Source organism: Roseibium sp. LAB1 (assembly GCF_054658235.1).
The window spans coordinates 289,114-305,075 of sequence record NZ_BAAGIB010000001.1; the positions used below are offsets into that span (position 1 = coordinate 289,114).

Sequence of the window (15,962 nt, forward strand, 5' to 3'; positions counted from 1 at the left end):
GCGTATGATCAGCTCAAAGCTCAATACAGGGTCCGGGCGTGTCACGTACACTCATATCGCTGCTAGTCTTTCTCGCTTCCGTTTTACCGCTCCACGCGGAAAACGGTGTATCAGTTGGCATTTTCAAGGTGGTCAACACGGAAGGCTTCATCCAGAGCAACGGTGAGCGCACCGCACTGGAAACCGACTTGAGCGAAGGCACCGCCCTGATCGCACGGGATTCCGCGAACCGTCTGAAGGTCGAAATAAATGGCGCCATACTCGACCTGTTCCCCTTGGAGCAGGGTCTGGCCGCACTGACGTGGGACGCCGATGGTACGGACTTGCTCCACGACATCGACATCCAGGCACTGTTCGGGAAAGACAGGCCACAGGACGTTCCCGCCTGGGGCGCGGATCTGATCTGGCCGGGATCCGGCAATGTACGGTTTGTACTGCTGCCTCTGGGAGAAAGGGCCTATACCGCTTTTCTCATCAGCCACCCCAACAACAAGACGGTGGTGCGGCAAATGGAATTCAGGCAATCCTTCGGCCCATCCGACAGACCTGAAATTTCATTCTCGTCCAGCATGTCTGAAGACCGCTGAACCGAAACGGGAGCCGAAAGAGTGAGCTCCCCGGCAAGCCATCAGAACAAGAAAAATGCCCCTGAAACGACAAAAGGCGCAGCCTTACGCTGCGCCTTTGTACTCGTTGCGTCCCGCTGGCTTATTTGGCGGCGGCGACGGCTTGTTGTGCACTTTCAACATCGTTGAACAGAAGAACCATCGTCAATGCGAGGCCCACTGCAGCGACAGTCCAGAGAGTGACGCTCCAACAAGATTTCTGCACGTTTTCGTCCATAAAAACCCTACATATTGTTGTGCGGCGCCGGGTCCCACCGACCTTTAAATATGGCGCCATTGAGGCGAGGAGGTAAACGATCCATTACCATTTCGCAAGCGCAAAAAAAGAGCAGCTGATCCCGCATTTTTGCAGACCTCGTTTCGCCGCTGATAATTCAGCAACTTAGTCCCTTCCAGTCTGTCTGTTAGGGACCTGGAAAAAGTCTGCTAAGACAGATCATGGCCGGATTCGGTCGCATGAGAATCAAAAGGGGTCACGATGCACGCGCTCTCGAATCTGGACCTGGCAGCCGCAGCCTGGTTTCTGTTTGCATGGCTCGGTTTCAACGTTTTGGTCGATATAAGTCCGCTGCGTAAAAAGACCTTGTCCAGCGCAATGGAAACATATCGGCGCGGCTGGATGCATGCCATGAGCCTGCGCGAAGTGCGTATCATGGACACGTCGATCATGTCCGGCCTGCAACAAGGCACGGCCTTCTTCGCGTCGACATCACTTCTGGCCATCGGCGGCGGCTTTGCGCTTCTGGATGCCACCGAACGCATTGTTCAGGTTGCCGGAGACCTTTCAATCCCGGTGGCCGACAGCCGTGCATTGTGGGAGATCAAGGTGCTCGCCCTGATGCTGATCTTTGCCTATGGCTTCTTCAAGTTCGGATGGGCCTACCGGCTCTTCAACTATGCGAGCATCGTCATGGGTGCGGTTCCCCAGAAAGGTCAGGCTCCCGACGAGGTGATCGCGAAGATGGCCACGCAGGCTGGCGAACTGAACGTGCTTGCCGGCCGCCATTTCAATCGCGGCCAGCGAGCTCTTTTCTTCTCGATCGGCTTCCTGGGGTGGTTCGCCGGTCCTTATGTGTTTGCGGCAACCACCCTCGCCGTTCTACTGGTTCTGATCCGCCGTCAGTTTGTTTCCAAAGCCAGGGCGGCTGTGCTTTTGGGGCAATATCCGAACTTCGGATCGGCGGACAAATCCGGCGAATACACCGAGACGGGTTCGTCAAACCCTTTCACCTGATAGCGGCCAAACAGTCCCGACCGGCATCCCATGATATCCGCCAGGGCGTCCGACACCAGAAGCTGACGCTGAAGGTCCTTGGCAAGCTCTGCAATACGGGCTGCCAGATTGACCACCGGACCGACTACGGTGAAGTCCAGGCGGGTTTCACTGCCGACGTTGCCGTAGAAGACATCGCCGGCGTGCAGCGCAATACCCACGCTCAGATCCGGAGTGACGGCACAGGTCCGGGAGGTATTGATTTCCTCGATCCGGGTCAGCGTTTCACGCGCGGCCATCAGGGCGCGCATGGCGGCGTCCCGGGCTTCTTCCTCGGTCTCGTAGGGAAAGATTGCCATCACTTCGTCGCCGATAAACTTCAGCACCTCGCCACCATGGGCCTCGACTGCCGCCGTCATCGCTCCGAAATACTTGTTCAGGAACACAATGATCTTGTCGGCGGGAAGCGTGTTGGACAGGCGGGTAAAGCCGCGGATGTCGGCAAAACTCACGATCGCCTTGATCCACTCACCTTCTCCGCGCCGGGTGGTACCGTCCAGAACCTTCAGCCCTGCCCGCGGTCCGACATAGGTGTCCAGCACCGTTTCCGCGGTCCGGCGCAACGTCTTGAGTTCGCATACGAGGGCGAGCGGTCGGATCAGCGATTCGAAGACACTGATATGTGACCCGGAAAACCCACCCGGCGCCTTGGTGGCGAAACTGGCAACCTTTACCGATCCGTCGGAAAACTGCATGGGCAGAGCGATGTAGTCGGTATAGCCCTCACGGCTGAGCTCGGCGGTAATCGGGAACTCGTCGGCAATGGCTGGTTTCTTGCTGATTTCGACACGAACGGCCTGCTGTGTTTCATGCACGCGCTTGATCGGACTTTTCTGATATTCGTCCTGCGATTTGTTTTCTGCAGTATGGAGACGCAATTCCGGCGTCTCGCCGTTCGTCCAGATGGAGCTTTCGGCGCGCACGTTCGGGTGTACCACCCAGATACCGGTGGTAACACGGTCTACCGGAACCTTTCCGGCACGCAGGCGTTTAGCCATTTCAGTAACGATGTCCAGCGTCCCCTTCAGCTGGGGCGCATCGCTGTATAGCCATTGTACGACGTCTGCCGCAACGATCGGCGCTTCGAGGACCATCAGCCCACGTCCTTTCAAATCCCTGATTGAGCCAAGTATATGGGAATAGGCTCCAATCAGTAAAAGAGGTTCAATTTCAAAAGTCGGCGATAGCCGAAAGTGTTTTGCCCGCTTATGGACCAGGGAAGAATTCCGTGCTCCTTCCAAGCATGCGGTAGACGGCGAGACCGACCCATTCCCGGAAGGCGATATCGAAGCGCCGCAAACCTTTGGAGGCACCGTCGAAGCCGAGCATCCTGTCCTGTGGTCCACGGGTGCGGTAATCGACCGGATAGGCTGTTACGCCTGTCCAGCCAGCCTTTTCGAATACCCCCATCGAACGCGGCATGTGATAGGCCGACGTGACGAGCAGCCAGCGTTGACCAGGCTGTGGCTTTACGAGTTCCTTTGCGAAAATGGCGTTCTGCCAGGTGTTCTGCGAGGCATCTTCAAGAATGACGCGGTCAGGTGAAATGCCGAAGTCACGAAACAGTCGTGCTGCCCCCTCCGCCTCTGTTGCCTGTGACGAAACGATCATACCCTGGCCGCCGGTATGAATGATCTTCGCGTCCGGCAACGCTTTGGCAAGGCGCGCGGTGATTGTGACGCGTTCCGCGGACATGGTCAGTGCGGTATCTCCCCGGCCACCGGTTACCACCGTGTCCACGGCTCCCCCCAGAATGATGATCCCGTCGTAGCCGGCCAGAGTTTCTGGACGCGAGAAACGGCCTTCCAGCGGCACAATCAGCCAGTTTGCCGCCGGTGAAAAGGCGCAGACAATCAGACCCGCGAACCCGGCAACAGTCAGAAAGCGACCGCTTCGGCGCCACCTGGAGGTCAGGCCGAGCAGAAGTCCCACAGCAATCAGAACAACGAGAAAATTGGACGGAAGGATCAGAAACCCGCCAATTTTCGAAAGAAAAACATACATTTGAAATATCCGAATCGTTGCGGGCCCGATGACTGACAAGGACATTGCGATATCGGCATTTTTGAGACTTGTGGCAAATCACGTCCTGGACACAGCCACGCCGGAGGAGAAGCATTTTTCTCTCGATCACACAGCACGATTCCAGTCGTCTTCCCTCATGACATTTGCGACAATACCCGGACCTTGGAAGCGTCAAATACCATTGTTACAAGTCTCCAGGTTGCATCTTTTTTCTCCCTTTATTTCAACGATTTAATGGATTCGAAAGAAAATTACCGCAACGTAATCATACAACCCTAGGAGGATCGTTGATGAGCCTGCCGATCGAAGTGGACCAGCCCCGGCCGGAAATCTCGAAGGCCCGGATACCTCTTGAGACCACCGATTTCTTCAATCAGATCATTCGCGAGCTGACCGGAGCGCTTCAGGAGATTGTTGGCCTGAACGAGGCGGAAGGCTTCATTGCGCTTGTCGCCAACCGCATCGGCGAAAAAATCAATTCGGATTACAAGACCGCGCTGCATCTCGATCAACTCCCGAAGCCTGTTCTGGGTGAAGTTCTGGTGGACCTGAAACGGCGGATCGGTGGACAATTCAGCGTCGAATATGAAGATGACAAGGTGCTGGTTCTGAAGAACGCCCGCTGTCCGTTCGGAGACAGCATCAAGGGCCGCCCGTCCCTTTGCATGATGACGACAAATGTCTTCGGCAGGATCGCAGCAGACAGCAACGGCTATGCCAGGATCCAGATCGACAGGGCTCTGGCCCGTGGCGACAGTGACTGCCGCGTGGTCGTCCATCTGGTTCCGACGGCCGAAAACGACGGCGACGGCAAAGAATTCTACAAGGTTCGATAGCCGTGCCCAGGTCCGCTGCAATCATTTCGGCCCTCGTTCAAACCATTCCTCAACCCATGCTTTTGCTGGATGAAGACGGCTGCGTGGTTCTGGCAAATTCGGCGGCCAAGGCCCTAGCGGACATATGTGTCGGGGATTTGCTTTCAGACAAGGTCAAGGACACGGAACAGGTGGTGGACTACCTGTTGATGTGCCGGTCTTCCACAATGCCGGTTCCGGTCCGGCTGAAACTTCTCTCCGGCTATGAAAGTGTGGCTTTTGGGCACAGGCTGTCGGTGCCGGACACTGGTATCGACGGTGCCGTGCTGATCCGTTTCGACGAAAACATGAACCTGTCCAGCAAATTTGCTTCGCTCAATAACGACATTTCTTCTCTTCACAACAAGATCCTGCATTTCGGTCAGGAACGCAGCGAACTTGAAAGCCTTGCATTCACTGATCCGCTAACAGGCATCGCCAATCGGCGCGGCTTCGATCAGGAACTGGAAAGGGAATACAACCGCTCGGTCCGATACGGCCATGATTTCTGCGTTTCACTGATCGACCTGGACCATTTCAAGTCGATCAACGATGCCCACGGCCACCAATTGGGCGATGAAATCCTTGTCCACTTCGCACAGAGATGTCTTGAACATCTTCGCCAGACCGACGTCGTTTGCCGTGTCGGTGGTGAGGAATTTGCGTTGATCCTGCCTGAAACGAACTTGCACCAGGCCACGACAGTCGTCAGCCGCATGCTTGATCTGCTGAATGCAACACCAATGATCGCGCACGGCAGAAGATATGCCTACACCGCAAGCGCAGGTCTTGCCGAAAAACGCACAGACGACACCCCTATTACCCTCTTTGAACGTGCCGACAGAAACCTGTACGCCGCCAAGGAATCCGGCAGAGCCCGGTTGATCGCCAGCGAGGTCTTGCCTGCGGCGTTTCCCCTCAAAAGCGGAAACGGCAGCGAAGGTCTGAACGAGGATCAGATCGATTCGCAGGCTAGCTGAAGCGGACACGCCTCCCTGTCGAGACAAGGTTGACACCGATTCGGACTGGTGATGTCCCAGCACCTTCTGGCAATAGCCCTCTTCGGACAGCTTTACGCCTTAGCGCCGAACCCCCTGCCATCTTCCATTTGAGCCAGTCTCCGCCGCAAGAAGGCGACGGCAGCGTTTTGCAACAAAGGAGCAGCCTTTTGTTCCAGGAGCTGTAAAGCGCCTGTCACATTTGACCGGCATCTTCCGGCTTGTCCCGTCCTGGTGCGCAGTTTCGAAGCCGAAATTTCAGCCCAATTTCGCCCTCGTCAGGCACTGGTGATTTTTGACAAAGGAACTATCCGTGATCGGAGTCACAGGGCTGGCACGCCTAATGAGTCACCTTAGCGACATCGTATCGAAGACTTTATCGAGGATTAGCCAGATGACACTCTATATGAAACTAGGCGGTCGCAAGGCGATCATGTGGGCAATGCCCCGTCTCAAGGCACGGCTCGAACAGGATCCCTGTTTTGACGTAACCAGCTTCCTGCCGGAATTCGAACACTCGGACGATCTGACCGAGTTCCTGATTTTCCTTGCCGGAGGAGCGCCATTTTACGACGGGAAACCTGTTTGTGAGCTGCTGGCGCCTATCTGCACCTGCGACAACATCTATGAACGCTTTGTCGATCACCTTGTCGCCGTGCTCTTCAACGGTGCTCGGGCCCCAGGTGACGAAGCGGACCTGCGAGAGCTCATGGACAGGCTTCGTCCGCTTGTGCTCCACCCAAAACCGGTTCAACCGGTGAAGGTCTACTCCGTTGAACCCGAGCAGATCTGCCTCTGAGCAGATCGCATAGAAAAACGCCGGCGAATTGCCGGCGTTTCTGTATTTGCTGTCAGTCGTTTCGGATCAACCGAGTTCGTCCACGCTTGTGACGATCTTGCCGACCAGACCGTAGTCGATCCCCTCTTCCGGGCTCATCCAGTAATCACGGTCCGTGTCTTTTTCGATCCGTTCGATCGGCTGCCCGGTCGCGTCGGCGAAAATCTTGTTCAGACGATCGCGCATCTTGATGATTTCCTTGGCCTGGATTTCGATATCCGTTGCCATGCCGCCGGCACCACCGGACGGTTGATGAAGCAGGAAACGCGTGTTCGGTGTGCAGAAGCGCTTGTCCTTGGGAACCGACACGTAAATCAACGCCCCGGCGCTGGCGACCCAGCCCATGCCGAGGATACGGACCTCTGGTGCGATGAACTTGATGGTGTCGTGGATCATGTCACCGGATTCGACATGACCGCCAGGAGACGAAACGATGACGGTGATCGGATCGTTGGAAACCTGCGCCAGCGCCAGAAGCCGGGCGCAAACGTCGCGGGCCATGTCCTGCGACACCGGACCGGTGATCAGAACAGTACGCGCTTCGAACAGATGCTTGTCGACCTGGATCGACGGCTGGCTCTTGGGCTTGTCCTCGTCTTCATCGTCGAGGCGTGCAGGCACCGTGGTCGAATAGTTTTTCATGCGCAGGATTAAGCTCCCTTTGCTGTTGGGCCGGCCGAGCCGGCATTTTCAATGGGCAGACGGACGGGTCCGCCACCCTGCATTGGTCCATGTGTAAGCGAAGTCAGTTGCACTCGCAAATCATCAGACCCTGATTAGCGTGAAAAGAGTTATCAGATCGGCAACAGGTCAAGCTGGCCTCACTCAATCTCCTGGTCCCGTCGTCTTGCCAAGGCGTTTTTCCTGACGACCAACCACCAGATACCACACCAGCATGGCGGCAAACGGCAGCGATGGCCAGACAAACCACAATGTGGACAAACCTGAGGTCAGAAGGTTGAGCACGAAAAAGAGGCCGATCATGAACACGCAGCTGCGCACACGCTTTGGCTGAGCTCTCAACCAGCGGCGTGCCTGTTCAAAGCCGGTGGCAACTGCCTGGGTGTCGCGCTCCCATTCAGGCCGAGGAATACCGTCGCGGCGCGGCTCCCGCGCTCCGTTGGCTTCCTGCCTCGCACCGGTGTCTTCCGGCGCGTTTCGGCCGCCAATACGCACGGAGTAGGTTTCGACCGGCTCGGTGACATTCTTGACATGCTGAGGTCCGAGCGGCTCGAAGCCCAGCGCCATTTTGGTCTTCACCTGGTCGTAGACCGACTGGGACAGCATGATGCCTCCCCGCGGCGCAATTTCCTGCAGGCGGGCGGCGACATTCACGCCGTCACCGTAGATGTCCTCCCCCTCGACCATGATGTCGCCGAGATTGATGCCGACGCGAAACTCCATCCTGTTCAGGTCAGGAAGATCGGCATTGCGGAGGGAAAGCTCATTCTGGATGTCGACGGCACATTGCACGGCCTCCATCACCGAGGCGAACTCGATGATGACTGCATCTCCCCAGGTATTGACGATGCGGCCGTTGTGGCGCTCCGTCATTGCCGACATCACCAGCCGATAGGCTTTGAGCCGGTCCAGCGTTCCGTCTTCATCCCGCTCCATGAGCTTGGAATATTGCGCAACGTCTGCGCACATAATTGCCGCCAGACGTCGCTTGACCCGTTGCATGCTCTTACCCCGCTTGCTCCCGCTTAGGAATGGGAAGGCGCACCGTAAATTGCAAGGGAAAATCCGCCGAATTTGCCGTTGTGAAGAAAGTCCGGTTAATCCGCAAATGCGATTTCAAACCTCTCCGGCGAGATTGCGCAGAGCAGCCAGGGCATCTTCGGCGCGCTCTTCGGGAACAAAAACGTGGTCGTGAAAATAGGCTGCAACGACATTCGCAGAAATACCTTCGGCCGTCAGCGCGGCCGAGATCGAAGCTGTCAGTCCGACGGCTTCCAGAGAGGAATGCACCGTCAGGGTTATTCGCCGGAACCACTCCGCCTCGGCCAGTCCCAGCTCCCGCGCCCGCTCCACCGGCAGGATGGCTGTCAGCCCCTCCGTTTCCGCAAACAGGCCTATCGGTTCGTACTCCGCCAGATCGGCCATCGACTTCGATACGAATGTGCAGAACACATATGGCTCCGGATCCAGCATCGGCCGCATCTGGGAAATCAGGGTGGCAAGGTCGGTTTCACCGGTCATTCGGATATTCCGTTCACAGGAGTTTGCGCATCAGCGGCCGCCTGGGGCTTCTGCGGGCGATTTCGACAAAGCCGGCTCGGCGGAAGACGTCGGCAATGCCAACAAAGCCTTCGCCCCATTGAAGAGGCTTATCCGATTCCATCGGACACGCGTCCAGTTGTTTCGCTCCTTGTGCTCCGACGTGAGCAATCCCGGCATCCAGCAACTTGGCCATCAGACCGGATTGCCGGTGCCCGTTCCGGATATAGAAACATGTAACGGCATGTGTTGCCTCCAGGTCTTGCTCGCGGTCCTCATCCAGAGGCCGGGTGCACTTGCCGAGTTGAAACCGTAGATATTGCTTGCGTGGTCCGAGTGCGATCCAGCCGACTGCAAGATCGCCGAGATATGCCAGCAGCCCCGGCGCAGGACCAACGTCGACCTTCTGTTGAAGTTCATCCCGACGTTCATCGCGGGTCATTGCTTTCCAGTCCCTGCCCCTCATGAACGGCCACATGCACCAACAGCCACCGGATGCTCCGCGTTCAGGCCCGAAAAGGTCAACCAAATCGGCCCAGCGCTCTGGCGTTGCCGGCACAAATTCGACGGGATCGTTATGCGTCATATCGGCTGCCCTCTCCTGCTGATTGCAAAGTTGCACGGAAAAATCCAGGACGGCAATCCCGGTATCAGCAGCCGCACCGCAAAAGCAAAACGCCGCTCAGTTGGCGGCGTTTCGTAATCCCGTTTCTCTAACGGATCATCGGGCCAAAGCAAATTGAACGCTTCTTCGCGCACTTCCGATCAGGCTGCGGCTTCAAGGCCCGCAATGTCTATCTTCTTCATCTTCATCAGCGCGGCACTCACACGGCCTGCACGTTCCGGATTGCCGGCATGCATCAGCCTGGGCAATGCCTTCGGCACGATCTGCCAATGGACACCGAAGCGGTCCTTCAGCCAACCGCACTGGCCTTCCTCTCCGCCGTCTTCAAGGAGCGCCTGCCAAAGCCGATCTGTCTCTGCCTGATCCTCCGTGAGAATCGAAATCGAGGTCAGATAACTTGGCTGCATATCAGGGTTTCCGTTCAGGATCATGAAGGGAGATCCAGCCAGAGTGAATTCTGCCACAAGTACCGGCCCGTTGGGATCCGGTCGGAAAACCGATTCCATCTCGCTGTTTGGCACCAGGGACGTGTAGAAGCTGGCAGCCTCTTCACCCTTTTCACTGAAGAACAGACAGGTGCGTACCTTGGCGGCAAATGCGGGTGCCGCTTGCAGGCCTTCATCGGCGATCGACCTGGCAAGCGCATCCAGCTGGGAGGAAGCTGCTTTCCAACCTTCCTCGAAGCCCATCTCCAGATGTTTGTTTCTGTCTGCTTCCGTGGCGTGGCGTGCGCCCCATGTCAGGCGCGTACCAACACCCGGAACATCGGCTAGTTCGACATAGCCGGTCATGAATGAGGTTTCCCGCGGTACATATCCTTCCGAATAGGCATCAGTGAAAGTCAACTTCTTGCCTTCGACCACTTCCAGAAACATTCCCACGTTCTCGAACAGTTCCCCTTCCGGGCCGGCCATCACGGTATTGAAGCGTCCTCCTGGACGAACATCCATATCGGCCTTCGGAACGAACCAGGGCTTCGGGCAAAACCACTGCTTCAGCAAATCGGGATTGGTCCAGCATTGCCAGACCGCTTCACGCGGCGCGGCTATCACCCGGCTGAGTTCCAGTGTCAGCCCTTCCTTGCGAATTTCTACTTCACTCATAGCGCTCTCCCGTTTCAAGACCGGCCGAACAACTGTTCGACGTAACGTTTCAGATGATCGATGCTGTCTGTCGCTATTGACGGAGCATTGCCCGCCTTTGCCAGTACGAAAGCCCCCTGAAGGACGACCTGTGTGTGAAGCGCCAGGCTTTCCGCACCGCCAGGCACGTCGACACCCTGAGCTTCGGCAGCTTTGGCAATATCGGACACCAGCGTTGCCGCATGCCCGGTGATACTGCGGTTGCAGGCATCACGGATGGAGGGGCTTGTGTCGTAGACCTCCTGCACCATGGTTCCGACCAGACAGGTGAACTCCGGCACCTCGCCCTGCACCAGGGCCTTGCGAAAATCGAGATAGCCGAGCACCCGGTCCAGTGGGTCTTCAAGATCGTGATACGCCGCCTGCTCGAAAAGAGCCCCTGTCGTTTCAGACCAGTAGTCGGCTGCAGCAACCGCCAGATCATCTTTCGATCGAAAGTGATGGAAGAAGGCCCCTTTGGTCACCCCCGCTTCGCGGCACAGGTCATCTACGGTGGTGGCCGTGTATCCCTTCATACGGATCACACGCAGCGCCGAATCCAGCAGTTTGACACGTGCATCCGGCCGTTTTGTCTTGTGAGCTTTCTCTGTCATGCATCATTCATACCGACCAGTTGGTATGTTGTCAACGAGCTTCGTTCGTGAAGCCATTGAGTCAAGTCTTCCAGGGAGGCCCACGACCAAGTGCCAGGCATACAAAGCTAGGATTATTAAAAAACCGAAAGCACCGGCTGTGCGAAAGATGCCTGGCTAACATCTTGTTTTCACGAAAGACAATTGGTTCGAAACCGAGAATACCGGTCAGCCGAGGCAGCGGCCAGACCTACCAGGGAACCTGCCTGCCGAATTGATCGAAAAATCCGCCGGTCTGAGCAGATGTAAGTTCGCTCAATACTTCAACGAGATGCTTGGCAGCGATTGCGGGTTCCTGAACGTCGAGACCCGTCTTCGCAAAATCCTCGGTCAAACGGGTTTTGACAGTACCGGGATGAAGCGCGACGCAGATTGCTTCCGGATTTCGGCGCGCCAACTCAACCGACGCAGTGCGAACCAACTGGTTCAGAGCCGCCTTCGACGCCCTGTAACCGTACCATCCGCCGAGCCCATTGTCGCCGATTGAACCGACGCGCGCCGAAAGAGTCGCAAACACACTCCTCCCCTTTCTGGGGAGCAAAGGCAGGAAATGTTTCATCAGCAGAGCGGGACCGATTGCATTGATAGCAAATGAGCGGGCAAGGGTCTCCGGATCGAGCTCGCGCAGATTTTTTTCGGGACGCGTCGTGCCGAGCGTGAGGGCACCAGTGGCATCGAACAGCAACCGAACCTCATCGCCGGTCTCCCGAATCTCTTCAGCACATGTCTGGATCTTGCGTTCATCGAGCAAATCGAGAGGTGGCTCCGAATTGCGATGAAGCGCAATCACCTTGTCATAGCCGCCACGGGCTTCATACCGGTCTCGCAAGGCCGAGCCAATTCCACCGCTGGCACCGAAGATCACTGCAATTGTCGCCATTCACCACCTCTCTTTCGTAGTGACAGCGATACGCACGAGAAGCCGGATCGGTTCGATGAACGTTCAGCCCTGGTTTCCTCTGACCGTCGCCTTCCAGGGTCCCTCCACGAATTCAGCTTCATCGTCTCCCGGCCAGGGCGGCATGGAGATACAGACGAACTTGAGTTCGCTATCGCCGACATTCCGGTACTGGAAAGCAGTTCCGGCCGGGATATCAATGGAAACCCCGGCCACCAGATCGACAACGGCTTCCCTGGCAGCGTCTGATCTCCAGATCTGTCCCCGTCCTTCAAGCACATGCCAGAATTCGTGCACGGTCTTGTGCCGAGTTGCATGGTTCGTCTGGCCGACAGGAACAGTCGAATGGATCATGTTTCCCGTTGGGCCATCCATGATGAACCGAATGTCAGCCCCTGCTGGTGATTGCGCATCAGGTTTGTCGGGAAGCCGTGTCTGTTTCATGCAGTTTCCCAGGTTCAGGTTGTCAGGCCGTCTTGTTGAAGATCTCCCGGCCAATCAGCATCCGGCGGATTTCCGAGGTGCCCGCGCCGATTTCGTAAAGCTTGGCATCGCGCAGCAGGCGACCGGTCGGATACTCGTTGATATAGCCGTTGCCGCCAAGCAGCTGGATCGCATCAAGCGCCAGCTTGGTCGCGTTTTCGGCCGCATAAAGGATCGCACCAGCCGCGTCTTCACGGGTGGTTTCTCCGCGGTCGCAAGCTTTTGCCACTGCATAGACATAGGACTTTGTGGCGTTCATGGTCACATACATGTCCGCGACCTTGCCCTGAACAAGCTGGAAGGTGCCGATCGGCTGACCGAACTGTTCGCGTTCGTGGACATAGGGGATGACCACATCCATGGCCGCCTGCATGATGCCGACAGCACCTGCCGCCAGAACGGCACGCTCGTAGTCGAGTCCCGACATCAGCACATTGACGCCCTTACCCACCTGACCAAGGACGTTTTCCTCCGGGACTTCGCAATCCTGGAACACCAGCTCGCCGGTTTCGGATCCACGCATGCCAAGCTTGTCGAGTTTCTGCGCGACGGAAAATCCGGGAAAGCTCTTTTCGACCAGAAACGCCGTGATGCCCTTCGGTCCGGCCTCGGGGTCCGTCTTGGCGTAGATGATCATCGTATCGGCGGACGGTCCGTTGGTGATCCACATCTTGGACCCGTTGAGAACGTAACGGTCACCCTTCTTTTCCGCTTTCAGCTTCATGGAAACGACGTCCGACCCGGCGCCGGGCTCCGACATGGCCAAGGCGCCAAGATGTTCGCCGGTCACAAGTTTGTTCAGATAGCGTTTCTTCTGGTCGTCACTTCCCCAGCGGCGAAGCTGGTTGACGCACAGGTTGGAATGCGCGCCATAGCTGAGGCCGATAGAGGCCGACGCCCGGCTGACCTCCTCCATGGCGATGCAATGTTCCAGGTAGCCGAGACCCGAGCCGCCCCATTCTTCTTCCACGGTGATCCCGTGAAGGCCGAGCTCTCCCATTTCCGCCCAGAGCTCCCGCGGGAACCAGTCGTCACGGTCGATTTTTTCAGCCAGTGGTGCAATCCGGTCCTGACTGTAGGAACGGACGGTGTCGCGCAGCATGTCTGCGGTCTCACCGAGGTCGAAATTGAAACCCGGAAAATCGTTACGGATCATCTTGATTACCTCCCAGAGTTCTTAAGGCCTGTCGTATCGGACAAAGTCGCTCAATACGCCGATCCGGTCATACAACTGCCGGGCGCGGGTATTGTGATCGTGAGTGTGCCAGTACACTTTGCCGCTGGCAGACGGTTCTTCAGTTGCGGCCCGGTAGACCGCCTCGATCAACTTGCGGCCGGCTCCGCCGCCGCGCAGCTTTTCGCTTACATACAGATCTTCCAGGTAGCAGGTCGACAAGGTAGCCCAGGTGCTTTCGTGAAACAGGTAATGAACCAGCCCGACCAGCTCTTCATCCTGAACTGCCACAAAACAACTGTGTCCTTTATCGGAGAGCACGCGATCAAACAGGCTCTCCGTCACTCCCGGCTCCAGCTCCTGCTCGTAAAATGCGAGATAGGCAGTCCACAGCGCGAGCCATGCCTGCTTGTCTGACGGGCGAAGCGGTCTGGTGGTGATTTCGGTCATTTATCAGTCCTTCACACCATCAACGCTCATCAGCGTGAACAGGCCCGTTGCGACATGTACCTGCTCGCCGTCGTCCAGCCCGTAGACATCCGCCTTGGCGATGGTCAGCGTGCGCCCTGGTTTGACCACACGTCCACGCGCAAGAAGCACCGGCTGTTTCGCCGGGTTCAGCAAGTTGATCTTGTATTCGCTGGTCAGCACGCCAAAGCCGGCGGCGAACAACGTCAGAGCGGCATAACCTGCTGCGCTATCTGCAATGGAAGACGTTGCACCGGCATGAAAAAAGCCGTGTTGCTGTGTCAGTTCCGGCCGCATCGTCAATTCCAGATCGACCGCACCGGGCGAGACATGCACCATCTGCGCCCCCAGGTGTGTCATGAATTTCTGAGCGGCAAAACTGGCTTTGACGCGAGGCTCCCAATTGTCGTCACGGGGCGCAAGGTTCATCAGTTTTCCTCCGAAGTCGCGTCGTTTCCGGACGCGTTACCTGTCCCCGTTCCGAGTACGGCCATGCGCGCTTTCGCACCGGCCTCCACATCATCGAGTTCGACCAGGGTCAATTCGATATCGCGTTGTTTTTCGAGGAGCTCAGCGCGGCGGGCGGCAATCCTGTCGAGAAGCAGGCGCAACTGGCCTGCCTCACCCGGTGCACTGCCGTACATCTCGATCATTTCCTTGATCTCGTTCAGGGAAAACCCGAGACGCTTGCCCCGCAGGATCAGTTTGATGCGCGTGCGGTCACCCGGTGTATAAAGGCGTTGACGGCCCCGGCGGGTCGGTGACACCAGCCCCTGCGCTTCGTAGAACCGCAGCGTTCTGGTGGTTATGTCGAACTCCTGCGTCAGCTGGGTAATGGTGTAATAACGCTGCATGCCCGCTCCTTGTAGGAGCGCACAGTTCCGTCTTTTTACGTTAAAGTCAACACGTCTATTTTAAATCATATATTTCAGATACTTGATCAGTCATGTTCTCAGATTTTCAAGGGTCTTCTCCGGATGCAGGACATTCAGATCAACATCCCCCGAAATGCCCTTTACCGTCCCCCTGTCATGATACTGCCAGAGCGTCCAGTCTGACACATAGCCGGGCGAATGCCAGATTGACTGAGGCCAGAGGCGACGGTTCAAGCCCTTGCCTTTGAGATAATCCAGATAGAAATCTTCAGGCACGTAAAAGATCACCTGCTTGCCCCGCCCCTGCTCAACCAGCGCCACAAAGTCGCTGATCTCCTGCAGGACTTCTTCGGCCGGTGGCCGGCGCGCGCAGTTTCCGGTGAATTCCAGATCCACCACCGGGGCCAGCATGTCACTGTCCTGAGGCAGCACGGACAGGAAGTTTTCCGCCTGCTCCCGACCGGACTTGCACAGGCTGAAGAAATGATAGGCACCACGAGCCAGACCGGCGCCTCCCGCCCCGGCCCAATTGCGGGCAAAGGCACGGTCCTTGAAGTCGCCGCCTTCACTTGCTTTCATGTAGACGAAGGCGATGTCGTCCGCCGCCACCTGCGCCCAGTCGATGTCACCCTGGTGGTGCGAAATATCGATGCCGCGGATCGTGTATTGGTTCCGGTCAGGCTCCCAGTTCATGAAGAAAAACGCCGCTCCGACAATCGAAATCACCCCGCCGACGGCAACGTAGAACAATGTCCGCAGGACCGCTTGCAAGAAATTCATTGCGCCACCTGTTATGACTTTAAAACGCCGTCACCCTGCCGCAAAACTGTT

The 15,962-nt window shown here is 57.0% G+C and carries 20 protein-coding genes; 5 read left to right on the forward strand and 15 right to left on the reverse strand.

The window, feature by feature from the left end; translation table 11 throughout:
- The first annotated feature begins 38 nt into the window (after positions 1-38).
- Complete coding sequence (locus ACYQ54_RS01305; RefSeq protein ID WP_460078623.1) at positions 39-587, forward strand: hypothetical protein; 549 nt, start codon at positions 39-41, stop codon at positions 585-587.
- Positions 588-1,104: 517 nt separating this feature from the next.
- Positions 1,105-1,860 carry a DUF599 domain-containing protein gene (locus ACYQ54_RS01310; RefSeq protein ID WP_460078626.1) on the forward strand — a complete coding sequence of 252 codons (756 nt, stop codon included), beginning with the start codon at positions 1,105-1,107 and terminating at the stop codon, positions 1,858-1,860.
- Here ACYQ54_RS01310 and ACYQ54_RS01315 read toward each other — a convergent pair.
- Entirely contained in the window at positions 1,746-2,993 is a 1,248-nt protein-coding gene (locus tag ACYQ54_RS01315; RefSeq protein WP_460078627.1) for an adenylate/guanylate cyclase domain-containing protein, read from the reverse strand. The two genes, ACYQ54_RS01310 and ACYQ54_RS01315, sit on opposite strands and share 115 nt — an antisense overlap.
- Before the next feature lie 112 nt (positions 2,994-3,105).
- A complete protein-coding gene (locus ACYQ54_RS01320; protein ID WP_460078629.1) occupies positions 3,106-3,903 on the reverse strand; it encodes a YdcF family protein in 798 nt (265 codons plus the stop codon).
- A gap of 311 nt (positions 3,904-4,214) precedes the next feature.
- Here ACYQ54_RS01320 and ACYQ54_RS01325 point away from each other — a divergent pair, with 311 nt between their 5' ends.
- The 3 genes from ACYQ54_RS01325 (at position 4,215) to ACYQ54_RS01335 (ending at position 6,575) form a co-directional block, all read left to right on the forward strand.
- Complete coding sequence (locus ACYQ54_RS01325) at positions 4,215-4,760, forward strand: methanogen output domain 1-containing protein (RefSeq protein ID WP_460078631.1); 546 nt, start codon at positions 4,215-4,217, stop codon at positions 4,758-4,760.
- Positions 4,761-4,762: 2 nt separating this feature from the next.
- A complete protein-coding gene (locus ACYQ54_RS01330) occupies positions 4,763-5,758 on the forward strand; it encodes a GGDEF domain-containing protein (protein WP_460078633.1) in 996 nt (331 codons plus the stop codon).
- Between the two features lie 412 nt (positions 5,759-6,170).
- Entirely contained in the window at positions 6,171-6,575 is a 405-nt protein-coding gene (locus tag ACYQ54_RS01335) for a globin family protein (RefSeq protein ID WP_460078634.1), read from the forward strand.
- 66 nt (positions 6,576-6,641) lie between these two features.
- Here the strand turns inward: ACYQ54_RS01335 and ACYQ54_RS01340 are convergent, their stop codons facing one another.
- The 13 genes from ACYQ54_RS01340 to ACYQ54_RS01400 form a co-directional block, all read right to left on the reverse strand.
- Entirely contained in the window at positions 6,642-7,256 is a 615-nt protein-coding gene (locus ACYQ54_RS01340) for an ATP-dependent Clp protease proteolytic subunit (RefSeq protein WP_460078637.1), read from the reverse strand.
- 183 nt (positions 7,257-7,439) lie between these two features.
- Positions 7,440-8,264, reverse strand: a complete 825-nt coding sequence (locus tag ACYQ54_RS01345; protein WP_460078638.1) for an adenylate/guanylate cyclase domain-containing protein — start codon at positions 8,262-8,264, stop codon at positions 7,440-7,442.
- A 147-nt stretch (positions 8,265-8,411) separates the two neighbouring features.
- Entirely contained in the window at positions 8,412-8,816 is a 405-nt protein-coding gene (locus ACYQ54_RS01350) for an ACT domain-containing protein (RefSeq protein ID WP_460078640.1), read from the reverse strand.
- A 13-nt stretch (positions 8,817-8,829) separates the two neighbouring features.
- A complete protein-coding gene (locus ACYQ54_RS01355; RefSeq protein WP_460078642.1) occupies positions 8,830-9,276 on the reverse strand; it encodes a GNAT family N-acetyltransferase in 447 nt (148 codons plus the stop codon).
- A gap of 323 nt (positions 9,277-9,599) precedes the next feature.
- On the reverse strand, positions 9,600-10,562 hold the full coding sequence (locus ACYQ54_RS01360; RefSeq protein ID WP_460078644.1) for a VOC family protein: 963 nt from the start codon (positions 10,560-10,562) through the stop codon (positions 9,600-9,602).
- A gap of 14 nt (positions 10,563-10,576) precedes the next feature.
- A complete protein-coding gene (locus ACYQ54_RS01365) occupies positions 10,577-11,194 on the reverse strand; it encodes a TetR/AcrR family transcriptional regulator (RefSeq protein WP_460078646.1) in 618 nt (205 codons plus the stop codon).
- A 229-nt stretch (positions 11,195-11,423) separates the two neighbouring features.
- Positions 11,424-12,113, reverse strand: coding sequence for an SDR family oxidoreductase (locus ACYQ54_RS01370; RefSeq protein WP_460078648.1), 690 nt, complete (start codon positions 12,111-12,113; stop codon positions 11,424-11,426).
- Positions 12,114-12,176: 63 nt separating this feature from the next.
- Entirely contained in the window at positions 12,177-12,575 is a 399-nt protein-coding gene (locus ACYQ54_RS01375) for a cupin domain-containing protein (protein ID WP_460078651.1), read from the reverse strand.
- Between the two features lie 22 nt (positions 12,576-12,597).
- On the reverse strand, positions 12,598-13,770 hold the full coding sequence (locus tag ACYQ54_RS01380; RefSeq protein WP_460078652.1) for an isovaleryl-CoA dehydrogenase: 1,173 nt from the start codon (positions 13,768-13,770) through the stop codon (positions 12,598-12,600).
- A 21-nt stretch (positions 13,771-13,791) separates the two neighbouring features.
- A complete protein-coding gene (locus ACYQ54_RS01385; protein ID WP_460078654.1) occupies positions 13,792-14,238 on the reverse strand; it encodes an N-acetyltransferase family protein in 447 nt (148 codons plus the stop codon).
- A 3-nt stretch (positions 14,239-14,241) separates the two neighbouring features.
- The gene (locus ACYQ54_RS01390; RefSeq protein ID WP_460078656.1) at positions 14,242-14,685 is read right to left on the reverse strand and encodes a PaaI family thioesterase; all 444 of its coding nucleotides are present in this window, start codon (positions 14,683-14,685) and stop codon (positions 14,242-14,244) included.
- On the reverse strand, positions 14,685-15,110 hold the full coding sequence (locus ACYQ54_RS01395; protein WP_460078659.1) for a MerR family transcriptional regulator: 426 nt from the start codon (positions 15,108-15,110) through the stop codon (positions 14,685-14,687). Before ACYQ54_RS01395 ends, ACYQ54_RS01390 begins: the two co-directional genes overlap by 1 nt.
- A 90-nt stretch (positions 15,111-15,200) precedes the next feature.
- The gene (locus tag ACYQ54_RS01400) at positions 15,201-15,911 is read right to left on the reverse strand and encodes a glycoside hydrolase family 25 protein (RefSeq protein ID WP_460078662.1); all 711 of its coding nucleotides are present in this window, start codon (positions 15,909-15,911) and stop codon (positions 15,201-15,203) included.
- Between the last annotated feature and the right edge of the window lie 51 nt (positions 15,912-15,962).